The 22243-nt window shown below is 60.3% G+C and carries 18 protein-coding genes; 6 read left to right on the top strand and 12 right to left on the bottom strand.

Annotation, left to right across the window (positions count from 1 at the left end; all coding sequences use genetic code 11):
- Positions 1–166 precede the first annotated feature (166 nt).
- Together AC6RA8_RS07300 and rsmI are read right to left on the bottom strand one after the other, a co-directional pair.
- Positions 167–580: a YraN family protein gene (locus tag AC6RA8_RS07300; RefSeq protein ID WP_500351616.1), complete on the bottom strand. Its 414-nt coding sequence runs from the start codon at positions 578–580 to the stop codon at positions 167–169.
- Between the two features lie 15 nt (positions 581–595).
- Complete coding sequence (gene rsmI / locus AC6RA8_RS07295) at positions 596–1459, bottom strand: 16S rRNA (cytidine(1402)-2'-O)-methyltransferase (RefSeq protein WP_500351615.1); 864 nt, start codon at positions 1457–1459, stop codon at positions 596–598.
- An 89-nt stretch (positions 1460–1548) separates the two neighbouring features.
- Between rsmI and AC6RA8_RS07290 the strand changes: the two genes are divergently transcribed.
- Positions 1549–2739 carry a penicillin-binding protein activator gene (locus AC6RA8_RS07290; protein WP_500351614.1) on the top strand — a complete coding sequence of 397 codons (1191 nt, stop codon included), beginning with the start codon at positions 1549–1551 and terminating at the stop codon, positions 2737–2739.
- 30 nt (positions 2740–2769) lie between these two features.
- Positions 2770–5523, top strand: coding sequence for a [protein-PII] uridylyltransferase (locus tag AC6RA8_RS07285; protein ID WP_500351613.1), 2754 nt, complete (start codon positions 2770–2772; stop codon positions 5521–5523).
- Positions 5524–5537: 14 nt separating this feature from the next.
- Here the strand turns inward: AC6RA8_RS07285 and AC6RA8_RS07280 are convergent, their stop codons facing one another.
- The 7 genes from AC6RA8_RS07280 to AC6RA8_RS07250 form a co-directional block, all read right to left on the bottom strand.
- Complete coding sequence (locus AC6RA8_RS07280) at positions 5538–7169, bottom strand: alpha-D-glucose phosphate-specific phosphoglucomutase (protein ID WP_500351611.1); 1632 nt, start codon at positions 7167–7169, stop codon at positions 5538–5540.
- The gene (glgX, locus tag AC6RA8_RS07275; RefSeq protein ID WP_500351609.1) at positions 7166–9298 is read right to left on the bottom strand and encodes a glycogen debranching protein GlgX; all 2133 of its coding nucleotides are present in this window, start codon (positions 9296–9298) and stop codon (positions 7166–7168) included. Before glgX ends, AC6RA8_RS07280 begins: the two co-directional genes overlap by 4 nt.
- Positions 9295–10719 carry a glycogen synthase GlgA gene (glgA, locus tag AC6RA8_RS07270; protein ID WP_500351619.1) on the bottom strand — a complete coding sequence of 475 codons (1425 nt, stop codon included), beginning with the start codon at positions 10717–10719 and terminating at the stop codon, positions 9295–9297. Before glgA ends, glgX begins: the two co-directional genes overlap by 4 nt.
- Entirely contained in the window at positions 10716–11966 is a 1251-nt protein-coding gene (gene glgC / locus AC6RA8_RS07265; protein WP_500351618.1) for a glucose-1-phosphate adenylyltransferase, read from the bottom strand. Before glgC ends, glgA begins: the two co-directional genes overlap by 4 nt.
- 21 nt (positions 11967–11987) lie before the next feature.
- On the bottom strand, positions 11988–14144 hold the full coding sequence (gene glgB, locus AC6RA8_RS07260; protein ID WP_500351608.1) for a 1,4-alpha-glucan branching protein GlgB: 2157 nt from the start codon (positions 14142–14144) through the stop codon (positions 11988–11990).
- 35 nt (positions 14145–14179) lie between these two features.
- Positions 14180–15769 carry an alpha-amylase family glycosyl hydrolase gene (locus tag AC6RA8_RS07255; RefSeq protein ID WP_500351607.1) on the bottom strand — a complete coding sequence of 530 codons (1590 nt, stop codon included), beginning with the start codon at positions 15767–15769 and terminating at the stop codon, positions 14180–14182.
- Positions 15770–15946: 177 nt separating this feature from the next.
- A complete protein-coding gene (locus AC6RA8_RS07250) occupies positions 15947–16408 on the bottom strand; it encodes a hypothetical protein (RefSeq protein ID WP_500351605.1) in 462 nt (153 codons plus the stop codon).
- A gap of 104 nt (positions 16409–16512) precedes the next feature.
- Here AC6RA8_RS07250 and AC6RA8_RS07245 point away from each other — a divergent pair, with 104 nt between their 5' ends.
- Both AC6RA8_RS07245 and murJ read left to right on the top strand, forming a co-directional pair.
- Positions 16513–16944, top strand: a complete 432-nt coding sequence (locus AC6RA8_RS07245; protein WP_500351603.1) for a MarR family winged helix-turn-helix transcriptional regulator — start codon at positions 16513–16515, stop codon at positions 16942–16944.
- Between the two features lie 132 nt (positions 16945–17076).
- Positions 17077–18615 (top strand): murein biosynthesis integral membrane protein MurJ, encoded by a 1539-nt coding sequence (murJ, locus tag AC6RA8_RS07240; protein WP_500351602.1) that lies wholly within the window; start codon positions 17077–17079, stop codon positions 18613–18615.
- On the opposite strand, the gene AC6RA8_RS07235 is transcribed toward murJ, so the two are convergent.
- Entirely contained in the window at positions 18612–19295 is a 684-nt protein-coding gene (locus tag AC6RA8_RS07235) for a rhomboid family intramembrane serine protease (protein ID WP_500351601.1), read from the bottom strand. The genes murJ and AC6RA8_RS07235 overlap by 4 nt on opposite strands.
- 73 nt (positions 19296–19368) lie before the next feature.
- Between AC6RA8_RS07235 and trpS the strand changes: the two genes are divergently transcribed.
- The gene (gene trpS / locus AC6RA8_RS07230) at positions 19369–20391 is read left to right on the top strand and encodes a tryptophan--tRNA ligase (protein ID WP_500351599.1); all 1023 of its coding nucleotides are present in this window, start codon (positions 19369–19371) and stop codon (positions 20389–20391) included.
- 80 nt (positions 20392–20471) lie between these two features.
- On the opposite strand, the gene AC6RA8_RS07225 is transcribed toward trpS, so the two are convergent.
- Positions 20472–20912: a MarR family winged helix-turn-helix transcriptional regulator gene (locus AC6RA8_RS07225; protein WP_500351597.1), complete on the bottom strand. Its 441-nt coding sequence runs from the start codon at positions 20910–20912 to the stop codon at positions 20472–20474.
- Positions 20913–21020: 108 nt separating this feature from the next.
- Here AC6RA8_RS07225 and AC6RA8_RS07220 point away from each other — a divergent pair, with 108 nt between their 5' ends.
- Positions 21021–21242 carry a hexameric tyrosine-coordinated heme protein gene (locus AC6RA8_RS07220; protein ID WP_500351595.1) on the top strand — a complete coding sequence of 74 codons (222 nt, stop codon included), beginning with the start codon at positions 21021–21023 and terminating at the stop codon, positions 21240–21242.
- A gap of 47 nt (positions 21243–21289) precedes the next feature.
- Here the strand turns inward: AC6RA8_RS07220 and AC6RA8_RS07215 are convergent, their stop codons facing one another.
- The gene (locus AC6RA8_RS07215; RefSeq protein WP_500351594.1) at positions 21290–22198 is read right to left on the bottom strand and encodes a haloalkane dehalogenase; all 909 of its coding nucleotides are present in this window, start codon (positions 22196–22198) and stop codon (positions 21290–21292) included.
- Between the last annotated feature and the right edge of the window lie 45 nt (positions 22199–22243).

Raw genomic sequence — 22243 nt, 5'->3', positions numbered from 1 at the left:
CGGAAACTGCTGTCCGCATTGATGTCCACGGCCCCGATCGGGTCCATCTGAAAGGCAATCTTCATGGCGCAACTCCGCAATAGTCTGCGCCCCTAGATGGCGCAGCAAAGGCCGTCACGCAATGGCAAGCTGTTGTGCACAGTCGCAGAACATCCTGCGCACGGGTTCAGACATACCCCGCAAAGGCGTTTTCAAGGAATTCGGCGGCACCCGTTTGATCAACCAACGCGACATCAAACCGGACATCCGTCAACGCGCCATCAGTGAGAGTCGCGAGGTATTCATCCGCCGTCGCACACAGGCGTTTGACCTGCGCCGGGGTCAGATGCGCGGCGGCAGAAGCAAGGGATTTACTGGTTTTCACTTCGACCATGACGATCGCGATCGCCGTCGAGAAAACCAGATCGATTTCACCGCGCCGTCCGCGCCAGCGTTCAGCGATCAACTTGTAACCCGCGCGGATGTAAGCGCGCGCGACGATTTGCTCGGCCGCCATGCCGGCGTGATACGACATGTGACCGCGCGCCACACGCGTATCGAGCGGCTGGCCTGTATCCGAACATCGCTCGTGCCGCGCCATGCGTCACCTTTCACATCATTGGTTGTTACGCGCCAATTCCAATGCCCGTTGGTAGACCCGCCTGCGCGGCACATCTAGTGTTTCCGCCACGAACGCGGCCGCGTCCTTAACCGACATATCATTCAGCGCCGAGCTTAGCGCACCGTCAATGTCTTTTTCCTTAACGGCCACTGTCTCTGCGCGGCCAATCAGCACGACAATTTCGCCCTTCGGCGTAGTATTCTGGAATACCTGCGCCAGTTCAGCCAACGTGCCAGTTTGCACATCTTCGAATTTCTTGGTCAACTCACGGCACACCGTGGCCTGCCGGTCCGCACCCAGAACCTCGACCGCGTCTGCGAGCAGCGCACCAACACGTTTGGGCGATTCGTAGAGCACAAGCGTGGACTTTACATCCGATACATCTTGCAGCGCCTTCTGCCGTGCAGAGCGCGATGCGGGCAGGAACCCGCCAAAATGAAAGGCATCAGTCGGCAATCCACCGACCACCAGCGCTGTCAAAACGGCCGATGGTCCCGGCGCGCATGTCACTGAAACGCCCGCTGCCCGCGCGGCGCGTCCCAACTCGAATCCAGGGTCCGCGATCAAGGGCATTCCGGCCTCGGACGCGTAGGCCACGCTTTCGCCACCGGCCGCGCGCGCGACCAGCCGTGTGACCTGTGTGTCCTTTGAATGCTCATGCAATGCTTCGATCCGGCGCCCCTCAAGCGGCACGCCATGGATGTCCATCAACTTGCGCAAAGACCGGGTGTCTTCGGCCACAAGTACATCCGCTGACGCAAGCACGTCGAGCGCCCGCAACGTGATATCCCGGGCCGTCCCGATCGGCACGCCCACGAACCACAGACCCGCGGACAGGGGTACCTTGACATGATTCAACGCTGGACCCGCCTTTCCTGACGTTTATTATCTGCCCCCAATGACCGGGCAGGCCAATGTCATGCCCCGCACCTAGGGAGTGACAGTATATGTTTGCGTTTTTCAAGACTCTGCGCAAGGCGGCGCGGCGGGCACTTGTGCCTGTGGCTGCCCTTGCTCTGGCCGCCTGTGATCCGGCCGCTTTGGGTGGCATTGGCGGATCGTCGGGCGGCCCACGGATCGACACGTCGCAGCCGGTTCCGGTTGCGCTGCTGGTGCCACGTGGTTCCGGGCAGGCCAGTGACGAGCTGTTGGCGAACAATCTGGAAAACGCGGCGCGCCTCGCCATGCGCGACCTGCAAGGGGTGCAAATTGACCTCCGGGTATACGGCACAGCGGGCAATGCGGGCACCGCCGCAAGCCAAGCCGCACAGGCCGTAAATGACGGCGCTCAGATCATCGTGGGCCCGCTCTATGCCGAGGCCGCGAACGCTGCGGGCGTGGCCGTGGCCCCGCAAAATGTGAACGTACTGGCCTTTTCTAACAACACGTCGATCGCAGGTGGCAATGTCTTCGTCCTTGGGTCGACCTTCGAAAACATTGCAAATCGTCTTGTTGGCTACGCGGCCCGTCAGGGCAAAGACCGGGTCGTGGTAGTCCATGCACAAGACGTCGCTGGTCAAGTTGGTCGAAATGCAATCCAACAAGCGATTTCGCGCAGCAATGCTACACTCGTGGGCACAGTGGATTACCCACTATCTCAACAGGGGCTGGTTGCTGCCGTACCAAGAGTCAAATCTGCCGTGGACAACTCGGGCGCCAATGCCGTGTTCATGACAGCCTCCCCCGCCGCTGGCCTTCCCCTTCTGTCACAGTTGCTGCCCGAGGCGGGCCTTAGCCCGGCCACAACGCAATATGTGGGCCTGACGCGCTGGGATTTGCCGCCACAAACGCTGGAACTGCCGGGGGTGCAGGGCGGCTGGTTCGCGCTCCCTGATCCCGCGCGGTCATCTGCATTCCAATCGCAATACCAAGCGGCCTATGGCAGCGCCCCTCACCCGCTGGCTGGATTGGCCTTTGACGGCATCGCAGCCATCGGCGCCCTTGCAGCACAAGGCAACTCGGGCGCGTTGACCGGCGCGGCACTGACCCAAGGGTCGGGCTTTCAAGGCGCATCGGGTATCTTCCGTTTGCGTCCGGACGGCACAAACGAACGGGGGCTTGCAATTGCGACGGTCCGCGACAACAAGGTCGCTGTGATTGATGCCGCCCCGCGCGGGTTTGGTGGCGCAGGTTTCTGATCCGGCCCTGCGGCCACAACGGAGAGCGTATTGAGCGACACCGCCTTTCAGGCTCCAACGACGCCTGACCAACACCTGATCTGCGCCGCCTCCGATATCTTCGATGGCGACGCTTTCGATGCGCTTTTGGATACCAAGCCAGAGCGAGCGGCCATCGTCGCACATTTAAAAGACGCGCAAAAAGCGGGTCGCGCAGCGATTGCATCGGCCTTTCGGGCAGATCCTTTTGCGTCGCGCGCCACCACGCAGGCCTATGCCTTTCTGACCGATTGCCTGGTTCACGCGGCCCTGCGCACGGCGCAAACGCTGATGCATCCAAACCCGAACCCCACCAACGGCGAACGGCTGGCGTTATTGGCTGTGGGCGGCTACGGGCGAGGCGAAATGGCCCCCTTCTCGGACGTGGATCTGCTGTTTCTCACGCCCTACAAAATCACCCCCTGGGCGGAAAGTGTGATCGAAACCACGCTCTACATCCTGTGGGACCTCAAGCTGAAAGTTGGGCATTCCAGCCGCACGGTGCGGGATTGCTTGCGGCTTGGGGGCGAGGATTTCACCATCCGCACCGCCATGCTGGAACACCGCTTCCTCTTTGGTGACTCCGCACTGGCCAAGGAACTGGACACTAAGCTGCGGACGGACCTGTTCAACGGGACCGAGCGCGACTTTATCGAGGCCAAGCTAGCCGAACGGGACGCACGGCACGTGCGGCAAGGGCAGCGCTATGTGGTCGAACCGAATGTGAAAGAGGGCAAGGGCGGGCTGCGCGACCTGCAATCGCTGTTCTGGATCGGCAAATACATCCACAAGGTGCAGGACGCGGCAGACCTTGTGCCACTGGGCCTGTTCACGGATGACGAGTTCGATGCCTTTGTTGCAGCCGAAGATTTCCTGTGGGCCACCCGCTGCCACATGCACCTGATCTCGGGCCGGGCCACGGAACAGCTGACCTTTGACCTGCAAGTCGCAGTGGCCGACGACATGGGCTACGAAGACAAGGACGGTCGGCGTGCTGTGGAATGGTTCATGCAGGACTACTTCCTGCACGCAACCGAAGTGGGCGACCTCACACGCATCTTCCTGACCAAGCTCGAGGCCACGCATATCAAGGCTGAACCGCTGCTTGAGCGGTTGTTCAAACGCAAACCGCGCATCAAACACGGCTACCAGGTGATCCACAATCGGATCGCGATCGAAGATGACAACGCCTTTCTCGAAGACAAACTGAACCTCCTGCGCATTTTCGAGGAAGCGCTGCGCACTGGCATGCTGATCCACCCCGATGCCATGCGCCTCATCAAGTCGCATCTGCACCTGATCGACGATGACATGCGCACGACGCCAGAGGCTCAGCGCATTTTCCTTGATCTGCTGCTGAAGCACGGCAACCCGGAACGCGCCTTGCGACGGATGAACGAGCTGGGGGTGTTATCGGCCTTCATCCCCGAGTTTGAACCCATCGTCGCGATGATGCAGTTCAACATGTACCACTCCTACACGGTGGACGAACACATCATCCAATGCATCGCGCAGCTTGCGATGATCGAGCGTGACGAATTGGAAGAGGACCTGCCGGTCGCCTCGTCGATCCTGAAAGACGGTGTGAACCGCAAGGTGCTCTATGTGGCACTTCTGCTGCATGACATCGGCAAGGGACGGCCCGAAGATCACTCGATCCTGGGCGCGCAGATGGTCCGCAAGATCGCGCCGCGTTTGGGGCTCAAGCAAGACGACGTGGATACGGTCGAATGGCTGGTGCGCTACCACCTGCTGATGTCCGACATGGCTCAGAAGCGCGATATCGCCGACCCTCGCACCGTGCGCGACTTTGCCAAGGCGGTGCAGACAGTCAAACGGCTGGACCTGCTTTGCGTTCTGACCGTGTGCGACATCCGCGGCGTTGGCCCAACCACATGGAACAACTGGAAGGCCGTGCTGATCCGCGCGCTCTACCGCCAGACGCGCCGAGCGCTTGAAGACGGGATGGAGGCGCTCACCCGCGAAGGCCGGGGAGCAGAGGCGAAAAAGGCACTGCGGGCCGAGTTGGCGGAATGGCCGCGCAAGGACCTGCAAACCGAAACCGCACGGCACTACGATCCATATTGGCAGGGCCTGCATGTCACTGCCCACGTCGTCTTTGCCAAGCTGCTGCGCGACATCGGCGAAAACGAGATCGCCATGGACCTGCACCCGGACGAAGACCGGGACGCCACCCGCGCCTGCTTTGTCATGCCCGATCACCCGGGCATCTTTGCACGTCTCACCGGCGCACTGGCACTGGTCGGGGCCAATGTCGTGGATGCCCGCAGCTACACGACCTCCGACGGGTATGTGACCGATGCGTTCTGGATACAGGACGCCGACGGCAACCCCTATGACGCGGCCCGCCTGCCCCGTCTGCGCAAGATGATCGAACGCACCCTCGGAGGTGAGGTTGTCACCCGCGAGGCGATCAAGGATCGCGACAAGGTCAAAAAACGCGAAAAGGCGTTCAAGGTGCCTACGCATATCACCTTCGACAATGAAGGGTCCGATATCTACACGATCATCGAGGTTGACACCCGCGACCGTCCCGGTCTGCTGCACGACCTGACGCGCACTCTGGCGGCATCCAATGTCTACATCGCCAACGCGGTCATCGCGACCTATGGCGAGCAGGTGGTCGACACCTTCTATGTCAAGGATATGTTCGGCCTGAAATACTACTCCGAGGCCAAGCAGAAAACGCTTGAGAAGAAGCTGCGGGCCGCCATCGCCGAAGGTGTGGAACGGGCGGCACAGTAACCGCCCGCGTTCGTTCAGGTGATGACATCGGGGCCATCGCGGCCTGTACGCGCTTTGATCTCGGCCAACGTGTCAGCAGCGGCGATTATTCCCGCCAACGCATCTTGCGGGTCCTGATCCAGCGCATCAGGGGCCGTCTCCAGTTGCTCCAGATAAACACGCAGCGTGGCCCCGTCAGTACCGGTGCCTGACAGACGGAACACTGCGCGCCCGCCGCCTTCGAAATAGATGCGGATGCCCTGACCGGTTGACGTGGACCCGTCCACCGGGTCGTCATAAGCAAACTCATCGGCAGCGGACACTGTCAGCGCACCGACGGTTTGCCCCTGCAGTTCGCTCAAACGTCCGCGCAGATCGGTGATTAGATCATTGGCCACCGCGCTGTCGACAGCCTCGTAGTCATGGCGCGAATAGTAGTTGCGCCCATAGGTCGCCCAATGCGCCGCCATCAACTCCGACACGGATTTGCCGGTTACAGCAAGGATGTTCAGCCATAGCAGGACCGCCCATAACCCATCTTTCTCCCGCACATGGTTTGACCCGGTGCCAGCGCTTTCTTCACCGCACAGCGTTACCTTGTCCGCGTCCAGCAAGTTGCCAAAGAACTTCCAGCCGGTGGGCGTTTCGAAGTGGGCCATGCCCTTGGCCTCAGCGACACGATCTGCAGCAGCAGAGGTGGGCATGGAACGCGCAACCCCGGCCAGTCCAGACGCATATCCGGGCGCCAGATGAGCGCGATCAGCCAGCAAGGCAAGGCTGTCCGACGGGCTGACATAGCACCGCCGCCCGACGATCATGTTACGATCACCATCACCGTCCGACGCCGCGCCGAAATCAGGCGCATCCTTGGCATACATCACATCCATCAGCGCCTTGGCCCAGACCGGGTTTGGGTCTGGGTGTCCGCCCCCAAAATCCGGGCTCGGAGTGCCGTTCATCACCGTGTCAGCAGGCGCGCCCAGACGGTTCTCCAGTATCTCATGCGCATAAGGCCCGGTGACCGCGTGCATGGCGTCAAAGCACATACGGAAACCGGCACGGAACAGGCCCGCAATGGCATCAAAGTCAAACAGCGTCCCCATCAACTCGGCATAGTCGGCCACCGGATCGACAATCTCGATCTGCATGTCACCCAATTGACTGTCGCCCAGCGCATCCAGGTCGACATCACCACCTTCAAGGATGTGATATGCCTCAATCTCCGTCGTCCGGGCAAAGATCTTTTCGGTCACGCCCTCGGTCGCAGGCCCGCCATTCGGGCCGTTGTACTTCAAACCAAAGTCCGCATCCGGCCCGCCCGGATTGTGGCTGGCCGACAGGATCAGCCCGCCATCGGCCTCGCGTTTGCGGATCAGGTGCGAAGCCGCCGGTGTGGACAACAACCCACCTTGCCCCACGATGCACTTGGTAGCGCCATTGGCTGCGGCCATGCGCAAGATGGTTCCGATAGCCACGTCGTTAAAGTACCGCCCATCGCCACCCACCACGAGGGTCTTATCGGCAATCCCGCCGATGCCGTCGAAAATGGCCTGCGTGTAGTTCTCAAGATAGCCGGGCTGCATGAACACCGCCGTCTTCTTGCGCAGGCCGCTGGTGCCGGGTTTCTGGCCGTCGATTGGCGTGGTCTGAATTGTCTGAACACTCATGCTTCAATCTTTCTTTTCTGAAATGCGAACGCGCCAACGGGTCTGCCGCCAATAGGGCAGAGCTCAAGCGCAACGACACTGTTCGGCGCAATGGTCACGGCCCCGGCGCGCACAGCCCCGCCCACTTGACCGGAGGTGTCGATGACGCGCTGCCAGCGGTGGCCCGGCAAGGCCTCGGGCAATGTTGCCCGGGTTTTGCCGCCCGCATTGAACAAGATGTAAATGGCGCCAAGGCGCGGTTCATAGGCGGGCGTGCCACGCGCCATCCGCATCTCGACCCCAAGGAATTTCAACTCGGGCCGCTGCCAATCCTCTTCCGCCATCGCGGTGCCATCGGCCTTGCGCCAGAACACGTCCGGCTTGCCATCCACCGCTCGTTTGCCTGCATGCAGGAACCGCTTCTGGCGCAGGATGGGGTTGGATTTGCGGAAGGCGATGATTTGGCGGCAGAAGGCCAGGAAATCCGGATCAGCCTCGTCCCAGTTGACCCATCCAATCTCGTTGTCCTGACAATAAGCGTTGTTGTTGCCTCCTTGTGAGTTGCCCAACTCGTCGCCCGCCAAAATCATTGGCGTCCCCTGGCTCAGCATCAGGGTCGCCAGTATATTCCGCCGCCGTTGGGCACGCAGGGCCAGAATGGCCGGGTCCTCGGTTGGCCCCTCCACTCCGCAATTGTCGGAACAATTGTGGTCATGCCCATCGCGGTTGCCTTCACCATTCGCCGCGTTGTGCTTTTCGTTGTAGCTGACCGTATCCATCAGCGTGAAACCGTCATGGGCGGTGACAAAGTTGATCGACGACGTGGCGGGCCGCCCATCATGATCGAAACGCAGGGCCGACCCGGTCACATGTCCTGCCAGCTTGCGGGTGATGCAGGCATCGCCGCGCCAGAATTTGCGCACACTGTCCCGATACTTGTCATTCCACTCCGTAAAGGGCGACGGGAAGGCCCCCAACTGATACCCGCCCGGTCCCACGTCCCACGGCTCGGCAATCATCTTGACCTTGTTCAGCACCGGGTCCTGCCGGATGGCGCGGCAGAAGGGGCCGTCACGGTCAAACCCACCGGACGTGCGGGCAAGGGTCGAAGCCAGATCAAAACGGAACCCGTCCACATGCATCACCTCAACCCAATACCGCAGGGAATCCATCACCATGCGCAGGACAAAGGGGTGATCCAGATCCAGCGTGTTACCGCAGCCTGTATCGTTCACATAGTATCGCGGATCATCGGTCAGCCGGTAATAGCTGGCGTTGTCAAACCCCCGGAAACTCAAGGTTGGTCCGCGCTGATCTCCCTCTGCGGTGTGATTATAGACCACATCCATGATCACCTCGATCCCGGCAGCGTGGAACCGCGCAACCATCTGCTGGAACTCGGATATGTCGTGGTTGCTTAGATACTTCGGCTCGGGCGCAAAGAACCCATATGTCATGTAGCCCCAGTAGTTGCTCAGCCCCTTGTCTATCAGAAACCGGTCGTCCACGGCGGCCTGCGCTGGCATCAACTCGATCGCCGTCACCCCCAGATCGGTCAGGTGCTCCAGCATCTGGTCCGACGCCATGCCAAGGAACCGTCCCGCATGGCGCACGTCCTTGCGTCGCGCTGTCAGCCCTTTGACGTGGGCCTCGTAAATGACCGTGTCGGACCATGGGGTATCAAGACGCAGTCGCTCACTGCGCCCCCACGTAAAGGCTGGGTCAACGACGACAGATCGCGGCATGTAGGGCGCGCTGTCGCGCTTGTCGAAACTCAGGTCCTTGTCCGCATGGCCAATCTCGTAACCATAAAGCGCGTCATGCCACTGTACCTGCCCTGCCAGCCGCTTGGCATAGGGGTCCATCAGCAGCTTGTAGGGATTGAAGCGGTGCCCTTCCTCGGGCACATAGGGCCCATGGACGCGGTAGCCATATTGCTGTCCAGGACGCAGCCCAGCGATATAGCCATGCCAGATATGCCCCTCGCGCTCGGCCAGATCGACAAGATACACCTCGCGCCCCTGATCGTCGCACAGGCACAGCACCACGCGGGTCGCGTGTTGAGAAAACACGGCAAAATTCACACCTTCACCGTCGAAGGTAGCCCCCAGAGGGTGCGGGCGGCCCGCGCTCAGTTGGAATGGTGTCATCCAGCAGCCTTTACCAGGTCGTCATACAGCGCAGCGTAAGCCGCAGCCGATGGCGCCCACCCCACGGGCTGCGCCATCGCGTTTCGCTGCATCTTTGACCACAGCTTGGGCGCAGCGAAAAGGTCACAAAGCTGCATCAGAGCATTTGAGAGGGCGTCCGCCGTCACCGGATGAAATTGCAGCCCGGTCGCGACCTGCCTTGCCATGGTCGCAGGGGTGGCCGGGATGACCGTATCCGCAAGACCGCCCGTCAACGCCACAACCGGCAAGGTGCCATATTGCAAGCCATAAAGCTGGGTCAATCCGCATGGTTCGAACCGCGACGGCACAAGGATCGCATCACCGCCCGCGATCATCCGGTGCGACAGCGCCTCGTTATATCCGATCCGGGTTGCAACATAGGGGTGATCATATTCGGCAAATGCCTTCTCCAGCGTCGGATCACCCGAACCGAGCAACGCCAACTGCCCGCCCCGGTCCAGTAGCGCAGGCAGAGCATCCAAGAGCAGGTCCAGCCCCTTCTGCTCGGTCAGCCGTGACACGACCACACACAGCGGGCCATCCGCCTCCGGCAACCCGAACTCCGCGCGCAAGGCTGTCTTGTTTGCCGCCTTTCCGCGCGGGGTCTTGTAGGTCTGAATGTGGCTGTCGACCTCGGCCGACCACACGTCCAGATCAATACCGTTGAGAATGCCGGACAGGTCAGCCTTGCGCGTCTGCAAGACGCCGTCCAGCCCCATGCCGAACTCAGGTGTCATCAATTCCCGGGCATAGGTCGGCGATACGGTCGTCAATCGGTCAGCCCAGACCAAACCAGCCTTCAACGCGGAAATCTGCCCCCAATACTCCATCCCCTCGCGGGTCAGGTCGCGCTTGGCAATACCTAGAACCTTGGCCCGCGCCATCGGCACCAAACCCTGAAAGGCAATGTTGTGAATGGTCAGCACGCTTGGGGCCGACGCGCCGCCGCGCTTGAGGTAGTAAGGCACCAATCCCGCCTGCCAGTCATGGCAGTGCACCAGAGCGGGCCGCCAATCGCCCAACGCTCCACGCGCAATATCCGCCGCCACCCGGCACAGCGCGGAATAGCGTTCCGGGTTGTCCGGCCAATCGACACCGTCATCGTTCAGATAGATACCCGCCCCTCGATCAAACAAATGCGGCGCATCCAGAACAAACAAGTCCAGCCCCGCCGCCTCGCCTGAAAGCAGCCGCGCAGCACCGCCAAAGAGATCAGCAATCTCCGTAACGGTCTCTGCACTATCCAGCGCGTCCATCACCGCTGGATAACCGGGCAACAACGTCCGCATCTCAATGCCCAAAGGCGCCAAGGCACCGGGCAATGCGCCAGCCACATCCGCTAGGCCGCCTGTCTTGACCAGCGGCGCACATTCAGACGCAACGGACAAAACCTTTGTCATTGCGCGGCCTTCCATGCCTCCACCATCTCCTTGGTGATCAGAGTCGTGCCCTTTTCGGACACGCGGAAGAACTTGGCGTCCTCCACCGGATCCTCGCCCACAACCAACCCGGTCGGGATCTCCACTCCCCGATCAATCACACATTTCCGCAACCTCGCGGACCGGTTGATAACCACATTGGGCAGCACAACGGAATGATCCAGCACGGCGTATGAATTGGTGTGCACCTGCGTGAACAGCAGCGAATTGCGCACCTCGGTGCCCGAAATTATGCACCCACCCGACACCATGGACGAAATCGCCACGCCGCGCCGGTCCTTTTCATCATGGATGAACTTGGCGGGTGGCACGCTTTCTGAATAGGTCCAGATCGGCCAGTTCTGATCCCACAAGTCCAGCTCGGGCGTGAAGTCGGTGAGGTCGATATTGGCCTCCCAGAACGCATCCAGCGTCCCGACATCCCGCCAATAGCTCGGCGCACCCGTCGCCCGAACACAGCTGTCATCAAACCGGTGGGCCACGGCCTTGCCGCCCTTCACAATCTCGGGGATCAGGTCATTGCCGAAATCGTGACTGGAATTCGGGTCCGCCGCATCGGCGATCAGCAACTCGCGCAGGTATTTCCAGTTGAACACGTAAATGCCCATCGACGCCAACGCCTTGGTCGGGTCTTCGGGCGTGCTGGGTGGATCGGGCGGCTTTTCCAGAAAGGAGGTGATCTGGCTGTGCTCATCCACCGCCATAACGCCAAAGGCAGACGCATCAGCGCGCGGCACGGTCAGGCAGCCCACAGTCACATCGGCGCCCTGCTCCACATGCTGGCGCAACATGATCTCGTAGTCCATCTTGTAGATGTGATCGCCTGCCAGGATCACGATGTATTCGACACCGTAACTGTCCACGATATCAATGTTTTGCGTTACCGCGTCTGCTGTCCCGCGATACCACATCTCCTCGGACACGCGCTGCGATGCAGGCAGGATGTCCAGAAACTCGTTCCGCTCGGCGCGAAAGAAATTCCAGCCACGCTGGCAATGGCGGATCAGGGAATGGGCCTTGTACTGCGTGGCAACGGCCATGCGGCGGATGCCGGAATTGACCGCGTTGGACAGGGCAAAATCGATGATCCGGGTCTTGCCGCCGAAATAGACAGCAGGCTTCACACGTCGGTCCGTCAGCTCCTTCAGGCGTGACCCACGCCCCCCCGCCAGCACGAATGCCATCGACCTCTGAGACAAGCGTGTCATGTCCGCCATATCTGTTCCTCCCTATGTTTTGTGTCGGAACATCACGGTCGCCAAAGGCGGCACAGTGATGTCCACAAATTGCGGTAACCCGTCCCACTCGCCAATCTGGCTCTGGACCGCGCCCCCGTTGCCCCGGTTCCCACCGCCATAAGCGGCCGCATCGCTGTTCAGAACCTCCTCCCAGGTTCCGGACACAGGCACACCGATGCGCCACTGACGCTCCACCGGTGTGAAATTGCACACGACCACAACAGGTGCATCGCCGTCCTCGCCCCGCCGTAAAAAGGCCGTCAGGGATTGTTCGGGATCATTGGCGATCCACTGAAATCCCGAAGGGTCGCAATCCCGTCGATGCAGCGCAGGCGTGTCGCGATACAGATGGTTGAGATCGCGCACCAGCGTTTGCAGGCCCTTTTGCTGTTCCCCATGCAGCGCATCCCAATCCAGGCTCACATCATGGTTCCATTCGGCCCACTGCCCAAACTCGCAGCCCATGAACAACAGCTTCTTGCCCGGATGCCCCCACATGAAACCGTAATAGGCGCGCAGGTTGGCAAACTTCTCCCACTCATTGCCAGGCATCTTGGCAATCATCGACCCTTTGCCATGCACCACCTCGTCATGGCTGATCGGCAGGACAAAGTTTTCCGAGAATGAATAATCAATCGGGGCAGTCATCAGGTGATGATCGTACTTCCGATGCACCGGGTCCTTTTCGATGTAACGCAGGGTGTCGTTCATCCACCCCATGTTCCATTTATAGCCGAAGCCAAGGCCGCCCGCATCGACGGGCGTGGAGACACCAGGAAAAGCGGTACTTTCCTCGGCCACGGTCATAATCCCGTCCACCTCGCCGTAGCAGACGGTGTTCATCTCCTTTAGGAAATCTATGGCCTCGTAGTTCTCGCGCCCGCCATCCTTGTTGGGCACCCACTCGCCGTCGTCACGCGAGTAATCGCGGTAGAGCATGGAGGCCACCGCGTCCACGCGCAGACCGTCGATATGGTATTCCTTGAACCAATAGAGCGCGTTGGCGGTCAGGTGGTTCTTCACCTCGTTCCGACCATAGTTGTAAATCAGTGTGTTCCAGTCCTGATGGAACCCCTCTCGCGGGTCGGCGTGTTCATAGAGATGCGTGCCATCAAACTGCGCCAGCCCATGAGTGTCCGATGGAAAATGCCCCGGCACCCAGTCCAGGATAACCCCCAGCCCAGCCTTGTGCGCCGCCTCCACCAGATCGCGGAACTCATGCGGCGGGCCAAAGCGGATGGTCGGGGCATAGAGGCCAAGCGGTTGATAGCCCCACGACCCATCAAATGGAAACTCGCTGATCGGCAAAAACTCCAGATGGGTGAAGCCCATCCACACGGCATAGTCGACCAGTTCAGTCGCCAGTTCCTTGTAGCTGAGCCTGCGCCCGTCCGCGGTGTGCCGCCACGACCCCAGATGCACCTCGTAGACGGAAATCGGCTTGTCGCGCTGCTGGGCCACACCACGTCCCGCCATCCAGTCGGCATCGTCCCAGCCATAGCCAGAGATATCCCGCACGACAGAGGATGTCTCGGGCGGATGCTGCGCCCCAAAACCAACCGGGTCAGCCTTGAGAAACGGCGCACCCTCCTGCGGCGCGATCTCATACTTATAGAGATCACCGTCACCCAGACCGGGCAAGAAAATCTCCCACACACCGGTCTCGCCCACACGCCGCATCGGATGTCGGCGGCCATCCCAGATGTTGAAATCCCCCACGACCGACACGCGCGCAGCGTTGGGTGCCCAGACAGCAAAATGCGTGCCCGCGACGCCACCCACCTCCGTCACGTGTGCGCCCAGCGCCTGCCACAACTGGCGATGCGTGCCCTCACCCATCAGGTGCTGATCCATCTCAGTCAGGACAGGGCCAAAACGATACGGGTCCTCGAATGCCCATTCCGACCCGTCGGTAAACGTGGCCGTCAAGCGATGCGCGGATTTGGAGTTCGGCACCTGTGCCGCAAACAGCGGCCCTTCTACGCGCTCTAGCGGAACCTTTTTGCGCCCCACTGTCGCCACAACGGCGGTCGCGTCCGGCACCAGTGCGACACACCACGCCACGCGTCCGGTCTTGTGAACACCAAGCACGTCAAAGGGCCGGTCATGGCGCGCACCAAGCAGCGCATCAACATCCCCTTGGGTCATATGGGGCGGCAAACTGGTCGTGTCCGCCCCACCCATCAAGCGATACGCCCGATCAGAAAACCGCTTCCGCCCATGGTCACGCGTGCACCGTCCACCTCGGCGGATTGGTCCAGAACGGACGCCACCGCATGGGGTGCATCCACAGTGATCGGATCAGGCGACAGGTTATACAGGCACATCATGTTCTCCCCTCGCGTGAACCCTAACACGGGTTCCGGCAGATCAAGAAACACCGTCTTGCCCTCCCGCAAATCCTCGGACCCACGGCGCAGCGCCAGCATCTCACGGTAAAACGCAAGTACAGAGTTCTCACCCTGCACGGACACCGCCCGCGCCGCCTGAGGCTCCTTCACCGGCAACCACGTGCGGTTGGCTTGGCTAAAGCCCGCATTCGGCGCGTCTGCTTCCCACACCATCGGCGTCCGGCATCCGTCACGCCCCGTCTTCTCCGGCCAGAAATTGATACCCTCGGGATCGGTCAACTCGTCAAAGCTGAGAACAGTATCCACCTGCCCCAACTCTTCCCCTTGGTAGATGCAGATCGACCCCTCGAAACTCAAAAGCAGCGCCGCCGCCTGCTTGGCCAGCGCATCCTGATCCACCCCATGCTCCAGCCAACGGCCCACATGGCGCGGCACATCATGGTTGGAAAACGCCCAACACGGCCACCCCTCGGGCGCATCGCGAAAGAACGCCTCAATCCGTTCACGGAAATGCTTGGGCGAGAAATCCGGCCCCAGCATCTCGAAACTATAGGCCATGTGGAGGCGATGACCGGATGTGTACTGCCCCATGAGATCAATCGAATGGTGGCTATCGCCCACCTCACCCACCATGGTGCGGTCATCATATTCATCCAGCAGCGCGCGCAACCGCTTCAGAAACGCAAGGTTCTCCGGCCGGTTCTTGGAAAACAGCGTGTACTGCATCTCGAACGGACGAACGGCATCCTGCGCCCAGTCCGACGGGTTGGCCGCATTGTCGCGCAAAAGATGATCGTGGAAATAGAAGTTCACGGTGTCCAACCGGAACCCATCCACACCCCGCTCCAACCAGAACCGTACACAATCAAGCAGGTAATCCTGCACCTCCGGGTTATGGAAATTCCAATCCGGCTGCTCCTTGAGGAAGTTGTGCATATAGTATTGGCGGCGACGCGAGTCCCAGGTCCAGGCCGGACCACCAAAGATCGAAAGCCAGTTGTTGGGCGGCGTGCCATCGGGGTTCGGATCGGCCCAGACAAACCAGTCCGCCTTGGGGTTGTCCCGGCTCTGACGGCTCTCGGTAAACAAGGCATGCTGGTCCGATGCATGGCTCAGCACCTGATCAATGATGACCTTCAGGCCTAGCGCATGGGCCTTCTCGACCATGGCGTCAAAACCAGCCAAGGTGCCGAAGGTTGGGTCGATGTCCAGATAGTCCGAAACATCATATCCCATGTCCGCCATTGGCGACGGGAACACCGGGCTCAGCCAGATCGCATCGACACCCAGCGACGCCACGTGATCCAAGCGATCCATGATGCCCTTGATGTCGCCAATCCCGTCCCCATCCGCATCCATGAAGGACCGGGGGTAGATCTGATACGTCACCGACCCGCGCCACCAGTCTTGTCCGTCTGCCATTGGTTCCGCCCTTGATTAGAGATGTGCATCACTATTCAAAGCGCTTTGATAGGCAGCAGCAAGACCAAAAACCACTATTTTGAAACAGGCTGGCTGAATATCCGATCAATATGATCCGATGACCGACTTCGCGTAACTCAGCTACCGCTCGCCGGTCGGCTGTGCTCCAACACCTGGCTAGATCTTCTCAGGACTATTTTGCTTTTCTTGGAGTCCCGCAAAGTAGGCCCACAGGCTCAAGACCACCGCGGCGGAAGAGATAATCGTCATGACAGTCCCCGGGACGAAATTCACAAAACCACCGAGGTCCATGAAGATAAAATAGCCAACGTCTGTCACCCACCCGACGATCGCCGTCATGAAAATAAAGGTGACGGACTGTCGCCAGATGAAAAAAGCACCGACAACCGTAAAGGCACCGATCCAGAGCAGGTTGAATCCATGCTGGTTTATCAAGGCTCCGACCGCCGGGTGAAAGTCACCTGTTATCAAACTCGGGTCTACTGCATCGGCGACAGCAGAAACCGCTTCTTGAGCATCCGATGAGATAATCACAACGCCGGCAAACATATGGACCAGTCCCCAGATGACCCAAAGGACCGCTGCCAGTTTCAGTGCCAGGCCATAGTTGTTTGTCATTGGTGTTCTCCCTGGTGCATGGTCGCTTGCGAACTGACCGCGAGGAAAAGTGGATAAAGTCCACAAAATCCACTTTATGGACAAAGTCAACAAAAAGTTAGCTGATGCAGGATACCGAGCTCGCCCTACTCATTGACCGTTTCATGCGGAGGATTCACTTCGGGCTCCAATCGAAAGCACATGAATTCGACAAAGCCAAAGTCGGGCCCGGTGGCGGCATTGTGCTTCTGACGATTGCCGAAATGGGGTGCCCGGGGATGCACGAGCTTACAAATCGCGTCGCGCGTGACAAATCGCAGATGACCCGCACTATTCGATCTTTGGAAACCAAGGGCTTGGTCCTGCGCAAAGCGTCCCCACATGATGCGCGCGTCGTGCTTGTTGCTCTGACTGAGGCTGGTGAACAGACCGTCAAGGAACTTCAGCAGGCCGTCGCAGAGACCATTAAAACCATCCTCGCGCCAATTTCGAGGGCGGAGGAAACGCTTCTCATTGACCTTATGGAGCGCGCCTTGAATGGCGAAGCACGCCGTTAGACGGCACTGGTCACACGCAACAACTTGGTCGGTTTTGGGACTTTGAGGCGCCCTTTCTGTCAATACCAGAACTCTACGCACCTCCCACCCCAGCCATTGCGCCCGCGCGCACCACAAGCTACCCCATTTCAAATGAAACCGATCCGCCTCATCAGCGGCTTTCTGACCGTTGGGGTCTGGACGCTGCTTTCCCGCATCTTGGGCTTCGTGCGCGAGATCATGATCCTGTCACTGATCGGTCCCGGCCCGCTGATGGATGCCTTTGTCGCCGCCTTCCGCCTGCCCAACATGTTCCGCCGCTTCTTTGCCGAAGGGGCGTTCAACGCGGCCTTTGTTCCGATGTTCTCCGCCAAGCTCGAGGGGGACGAGGATGCCGCCCGCTTTGGCAGCGACGCGCTGAACGGGCTGGCGCTGGTCACGTTGATCCTGACAGCCCTGGCCATGATCTTCATGCCTGCGCTCGTTTGGGCAACCGCAGGCGGCTTCAGGGAAGAACGGTTCGACCTTGCCACGGGCTTTGGCCGCATCGTCTTTCCCTACATCTTCTTCATGTCGCTCTCGGCCCTGTTTTCAGGGGTGCTGAACGCCACGGGCCGCTTTGCCGCTGCCGCCGCCGCGCCCGTCCTGCTGAACGTCATGGTGATCGGCGCCATGACTTTGGCATGGGCAACGGGGGGCACGGCGATCACATGGCTGGTCTGGACCATCCCGCTGGCCGGTGTTGCGCAATTGGCGCTGACATGGGGCGCAGCAGCTCAGGCAGGGTTCGCCCTGCGGCTCGGCCGTCCCCGCTGGACACCGGACATGAGCCTGATGGTGCGCACCGCCATCCCTGCCGCGCTGGCAACCGGTGTGATGCAGGTGAACCTTGTCGTCGGCCAACTTGTTGCCTCGACCTATGACAACGCGGTCAGCTGGCTGTTTGCCGCCGACCGGCTCTATCAGCTGCCGCTTGGGGTCGTGGGCATTGCTGTGGGCATCGTGCTGCTGCCAGACCTGTCCCGCAGGCTCAAGGCGGATGACACAGATGGCGCGCGCACCGCCTATTCCCGCGCCACCGAGTTCTCCATGGCGCTCACCCTGCCCAGCGCTGTAGCGCTTGTGGTGATCCCCTTGCCACTGGTGTCGGTCCTGTTTGAACGTGGCGCCACGGGGGCGGATGACGCGGCCGCTATTGCCGTTGCCGTCGCAGTCTACGGCGCAGGCCTGCCCGCCTTCGTGCTACAAAAGGTGCTACAGCCCCAATACTTCGCCCGTGGCGACACCAAGCGGCCCTTCCACTACGCACTCGTGGCGATGGTGATCAACGCGGCCATCGCTGTGGGCCTGTCACCGGCAATCGGCTGGATCGCCCCGGCAGTCGCCACGACGGTGGCGGGCTGGGCCATGCTGGGGCTGCTCTACATGGGTCTGCGCGGCATCGGAGATGTGGTGCGAGTCGATGCCCGATATCGCCAGCGCCTGCCGCGTATCGTCATTGCATCACTCGCAATGGGGATCGTTCTGGGTGTCTTCGCAAGCCTGCTGAAACCCGCGCTTGGCACGGACGGGGTCCGCTACATCGCGCTGCTGGTGCTGATCGCGCTAGGTGCCGTCAGCTATTTCGGCATCGCCCACGTCATCGGCGCGATGAAGTTATCGGACATCCGCGGAGCCGTGCGGCGCGGCTAGCGGCGGCGCAAGGTTGTAAGCATACGCGCCCACCCGCCCGGCATGACAAAAGCGGTCAGGGCAAAACCCGCGCAAAATCCTGACAGTTCCGCTACCCAAGCATAACCAACCTGAAAGAACATCCCAAAGAGCAGCTGCAAACCCATCAGCACGCCGATCAAGGTGAACGCACGTGATTGCGGTCCGCCTGTCGCGGCCAGCTTCTGCCACAACAGAAAGGTAAAAACGCCGATCAGACCGTAAACGGATGGATAGGCCCCGATCAGCCACGCCTGATCGGTGATCAGGCCAAAAACAAGCGCACCAAAGACACCGCACAGCACAAACAGCAGGATAACCGCCCAGCCGCCCATCACCTCGCCGACCATCTTGCCCATGGCCAGCAGGATCACCCCGGCAAACAGGGTCGACGTGAATGTGCCATGCACAAAGGGATAGGTCAGGAAACGCAGCATGTGCTCGGGCAACAGAATGCCATTGCCCAGCATGTAATCGAATGCCTCACCCGAAAAGCTGTAGTCGTTCAAGGCCTGCAACCGCCAACCGACCGCCCCCGGCCCGCCGATCAGGTTGGCCTCGCCCAGCGAAAAGGCCAATTCGGGCAGCGCCACCGCCAGGAAAAGCAACCAGACGGCTGGCGGCAAAGGGTTCACGGGGCTTGGATCATGATGCTCGGACATGGGGGCCTGCCTGCTTGAACTTTGTTTAAGCCATGGGTAAGCCAACGACGCAAATTTGCCCAGAGGTAAGCCAATGTCAGACAGCCAATTCACACCCCGCGTGTTCTCGGGCATGCAGCCCTCGGGCGGCCTGACGTTGGGCAACTACCTTGGCGCGCTCAAACGCTATGTCGAAATGCAGAACGAGGGCACGTACCAGACGATCTACTGCATGGTTGATCTGCACGCGATTACCACATGGCAAGACCCGGCCGACCTCGCTGCAAAGACACGCGAGCTGGCCGCAGGGTACATCGCCGCAGGCGTTGACCCGGAAAAATCCATCCTCATCAACCAGTCCCAAGTGCCCGAACACGCGCAGCTGGGCTGGGTCTTCAATTGTGTGGCCCGCATGGGCTGGATGCAGCGCATGACACAGTTCAAGGACAAGGCGGGCAAGAACGCGCAAAACGCCTCGCTTGGTCTCTTTGGCTACCCAGCCCTCATGGCGGCGGATATCCTGATCTACCACGCGACCCACGTGCCCGTGGGCGACGACCAGAAGCAACACCTTGAACTCACGCGCGATATCGCCGCGAAGTTCAACCACGACTACGGCGTCGATTTCTTCCCCCTCACCGAACCGGTGATCCAAGGGGTGGCGACACGCGTGATGAGCCTGCGCGACGGATCCAAGAAGATGTCGAAATCCGATCCCTCGGATGCCTCCCGTATCAACATGACGGACGACGCCGATACGATTGCGAAAAAGATCCGCAAGGCCAAGACTGACCCCGACGCCCTGCCGTCCGAGGCCAAAGGGCTCGAAGACCGCCCCGAGGCGCGCAACCTTGTGAACATCTACGCAGCTCTGGCTGACATGAGCGTCGAACAGGTGCTGGCGGATCACGGCGGCGCGCAATTCGGCGCGTTCAAACCGGCTCTGGTTGATCTGGCAGTTGCAAAGCTCAGCCCCATCTCGGCCGAGATGTCGCGGCTGATGGGTGACGTGACCGAGATCGACAGACTGCTTGCCCGCGGTGCCGAACAAGCGCGCGAGATCACACAACCGATCCTCAAGCGTACCTACGAGATCGTGGGGATGGTTGGGAGTTAACACCTACAAGCAGGAGGCTCATCGCTGACTGTTCAACTGAGCGATCTACAGTCGCAAGGACCAAACAGATCCTCTGACGGTCAGTCTGACGCCAGCCCATTGCAAAGCTTGTCCAGCAAGCTCTGCAAGGTTTGCAATTCCGAACGATTCAGCGTTGTGCCCTGAACCATACAAGCCGTGATGTCCGGCGCCTTGTGCCGCAGAGCGTGCCCTTTGGACGTCAGGTGTACGCGTACAGCCCTGCGATCCTTACTGTCCTCGCTACGCTCAACCAGGCTTTGCGCCTCCAGACGTTTTATCAGGGGGGTCAGCGTACTTGTCATCATACGCAGCGCTCCGGCAATCTCAGTCACCTTTTGCCCATCCCGCTCCCACAAAAGCGTAAGTGTGATGTATTGCGGATATGTCAGGCCAAGCTGTGTCAGGTGCGGTGTGTATGCACGGTTAACTACATGCGAAGCCGCGTAAATTCCGTAGCAGAACATGTCCTCCGCGCGCGTTGGCATCTCATTCGCTTCCACGTGTTTCTCCCTGCAAATTGTATCGTGCGCGATATAACTATTGACACGCAACCTCGGACGCTTCAAGAATGACATTTATATCGCACACGACATAAAATTGGAGGGACTATGTCTTGGTTGCCCAGCTTGGAAACGGAAAACCCTGAAGCCGGCTTTGAACTGGCCATTAAACTGGCCCGTATGGCGGTTATAAAAACACAGCCCGACGACGCTGCACGCAACCGAATGCGTCCCGATTATGCGAACAATGCAGACAGCCTGACGATGGCCTCACATGTTGTAGCAACGCACTTCCAGACAGTTGCGCAAGCAAACAACTACTGGCGCTAAGGTGCCAGACGCGCTGTGTGAATGACCGGACGAGGAGCACCACCGCACTAAGCGTTTGAGAGCATAAACGCCACCACTGCACGCGCCAGCTCCGGTCCCACATCCTCCTGCAAAAAGTGCCCGGCGCCATCAAAGATCACATGAGGCTGCCCCTTGGCGCCCGGCATCTTGCGCTGAAACACCTTCTCGACCCCCGCCATCACCTTGTCCTGGGCACCAAAGGCGGTCAGGACAGGCAACTCCAGCGTTTCCAGCACAGCCCACGCCGCCCGGTTCGGCCCTGCTGCCGGATCATCCGGTCCATCGGGCACCAGCATCGGGAAAACACGTGCGCCTGCCTTGTAGCTCTCATCGGGAAAGGGCGCATTGTAGGCTGCGAGCTCTTCCGGCGTCAGCTTCGTTTCGGTCCCGCCATAGACAATCCGGCCCGCATCGAACGGGTCTACTGTCTGGGAAAAGTCACGCCACGCCCTGAACGCATCGCTCATCGGGTGATCCCCCGTGGGCAAGGCCGTGTTGGCAACCACCAGCCGCTTGAACCGCTCCGGCATCGCTGCCAACAGGCGCAACCCGATCAACCCGCCCCAGTCCTGACAGACCAGCGTGATCCCCGTTGCATCAACTTGGCTTAGCCAATCGGTCATCCAGTCCACATGCCGCTGATAGGTGTAGTCGGACTGCCGCGTGGGCTTGTCTGACCGGCCAAAGCCCACAAGGTCCGGCGCCAACACCCTATGACCCGCGGCCGTGAAAACGGGGATCATGTGGCGATAGAGATAGCTCCAAGTCGGCTCGCCATGCATGACCAGTACAACCTCGCCATCAGGCGGGCCTTCATCGAGGTAATGGACACGCAGTGACCCGCCGTCAGTGTCGTCGATATCGACATAGTGCGGGGCAAAGTCGAAATCCGGTAGCCCGTCAAACCGGGCATCGTCGGTCCTCAAGATATCCATGGCATCCTCCACTGGCAGATGTTCAGCCTATGGGCGCCCAGGCGT

The organism is Tateyamaria sp. (assembly GCF_059783535.1).
The sequence above is the reverse complement of the archived record's forward strand: the minus strand, read 5'-3'. Positions and strand labels throughout refer to the sequence as shown.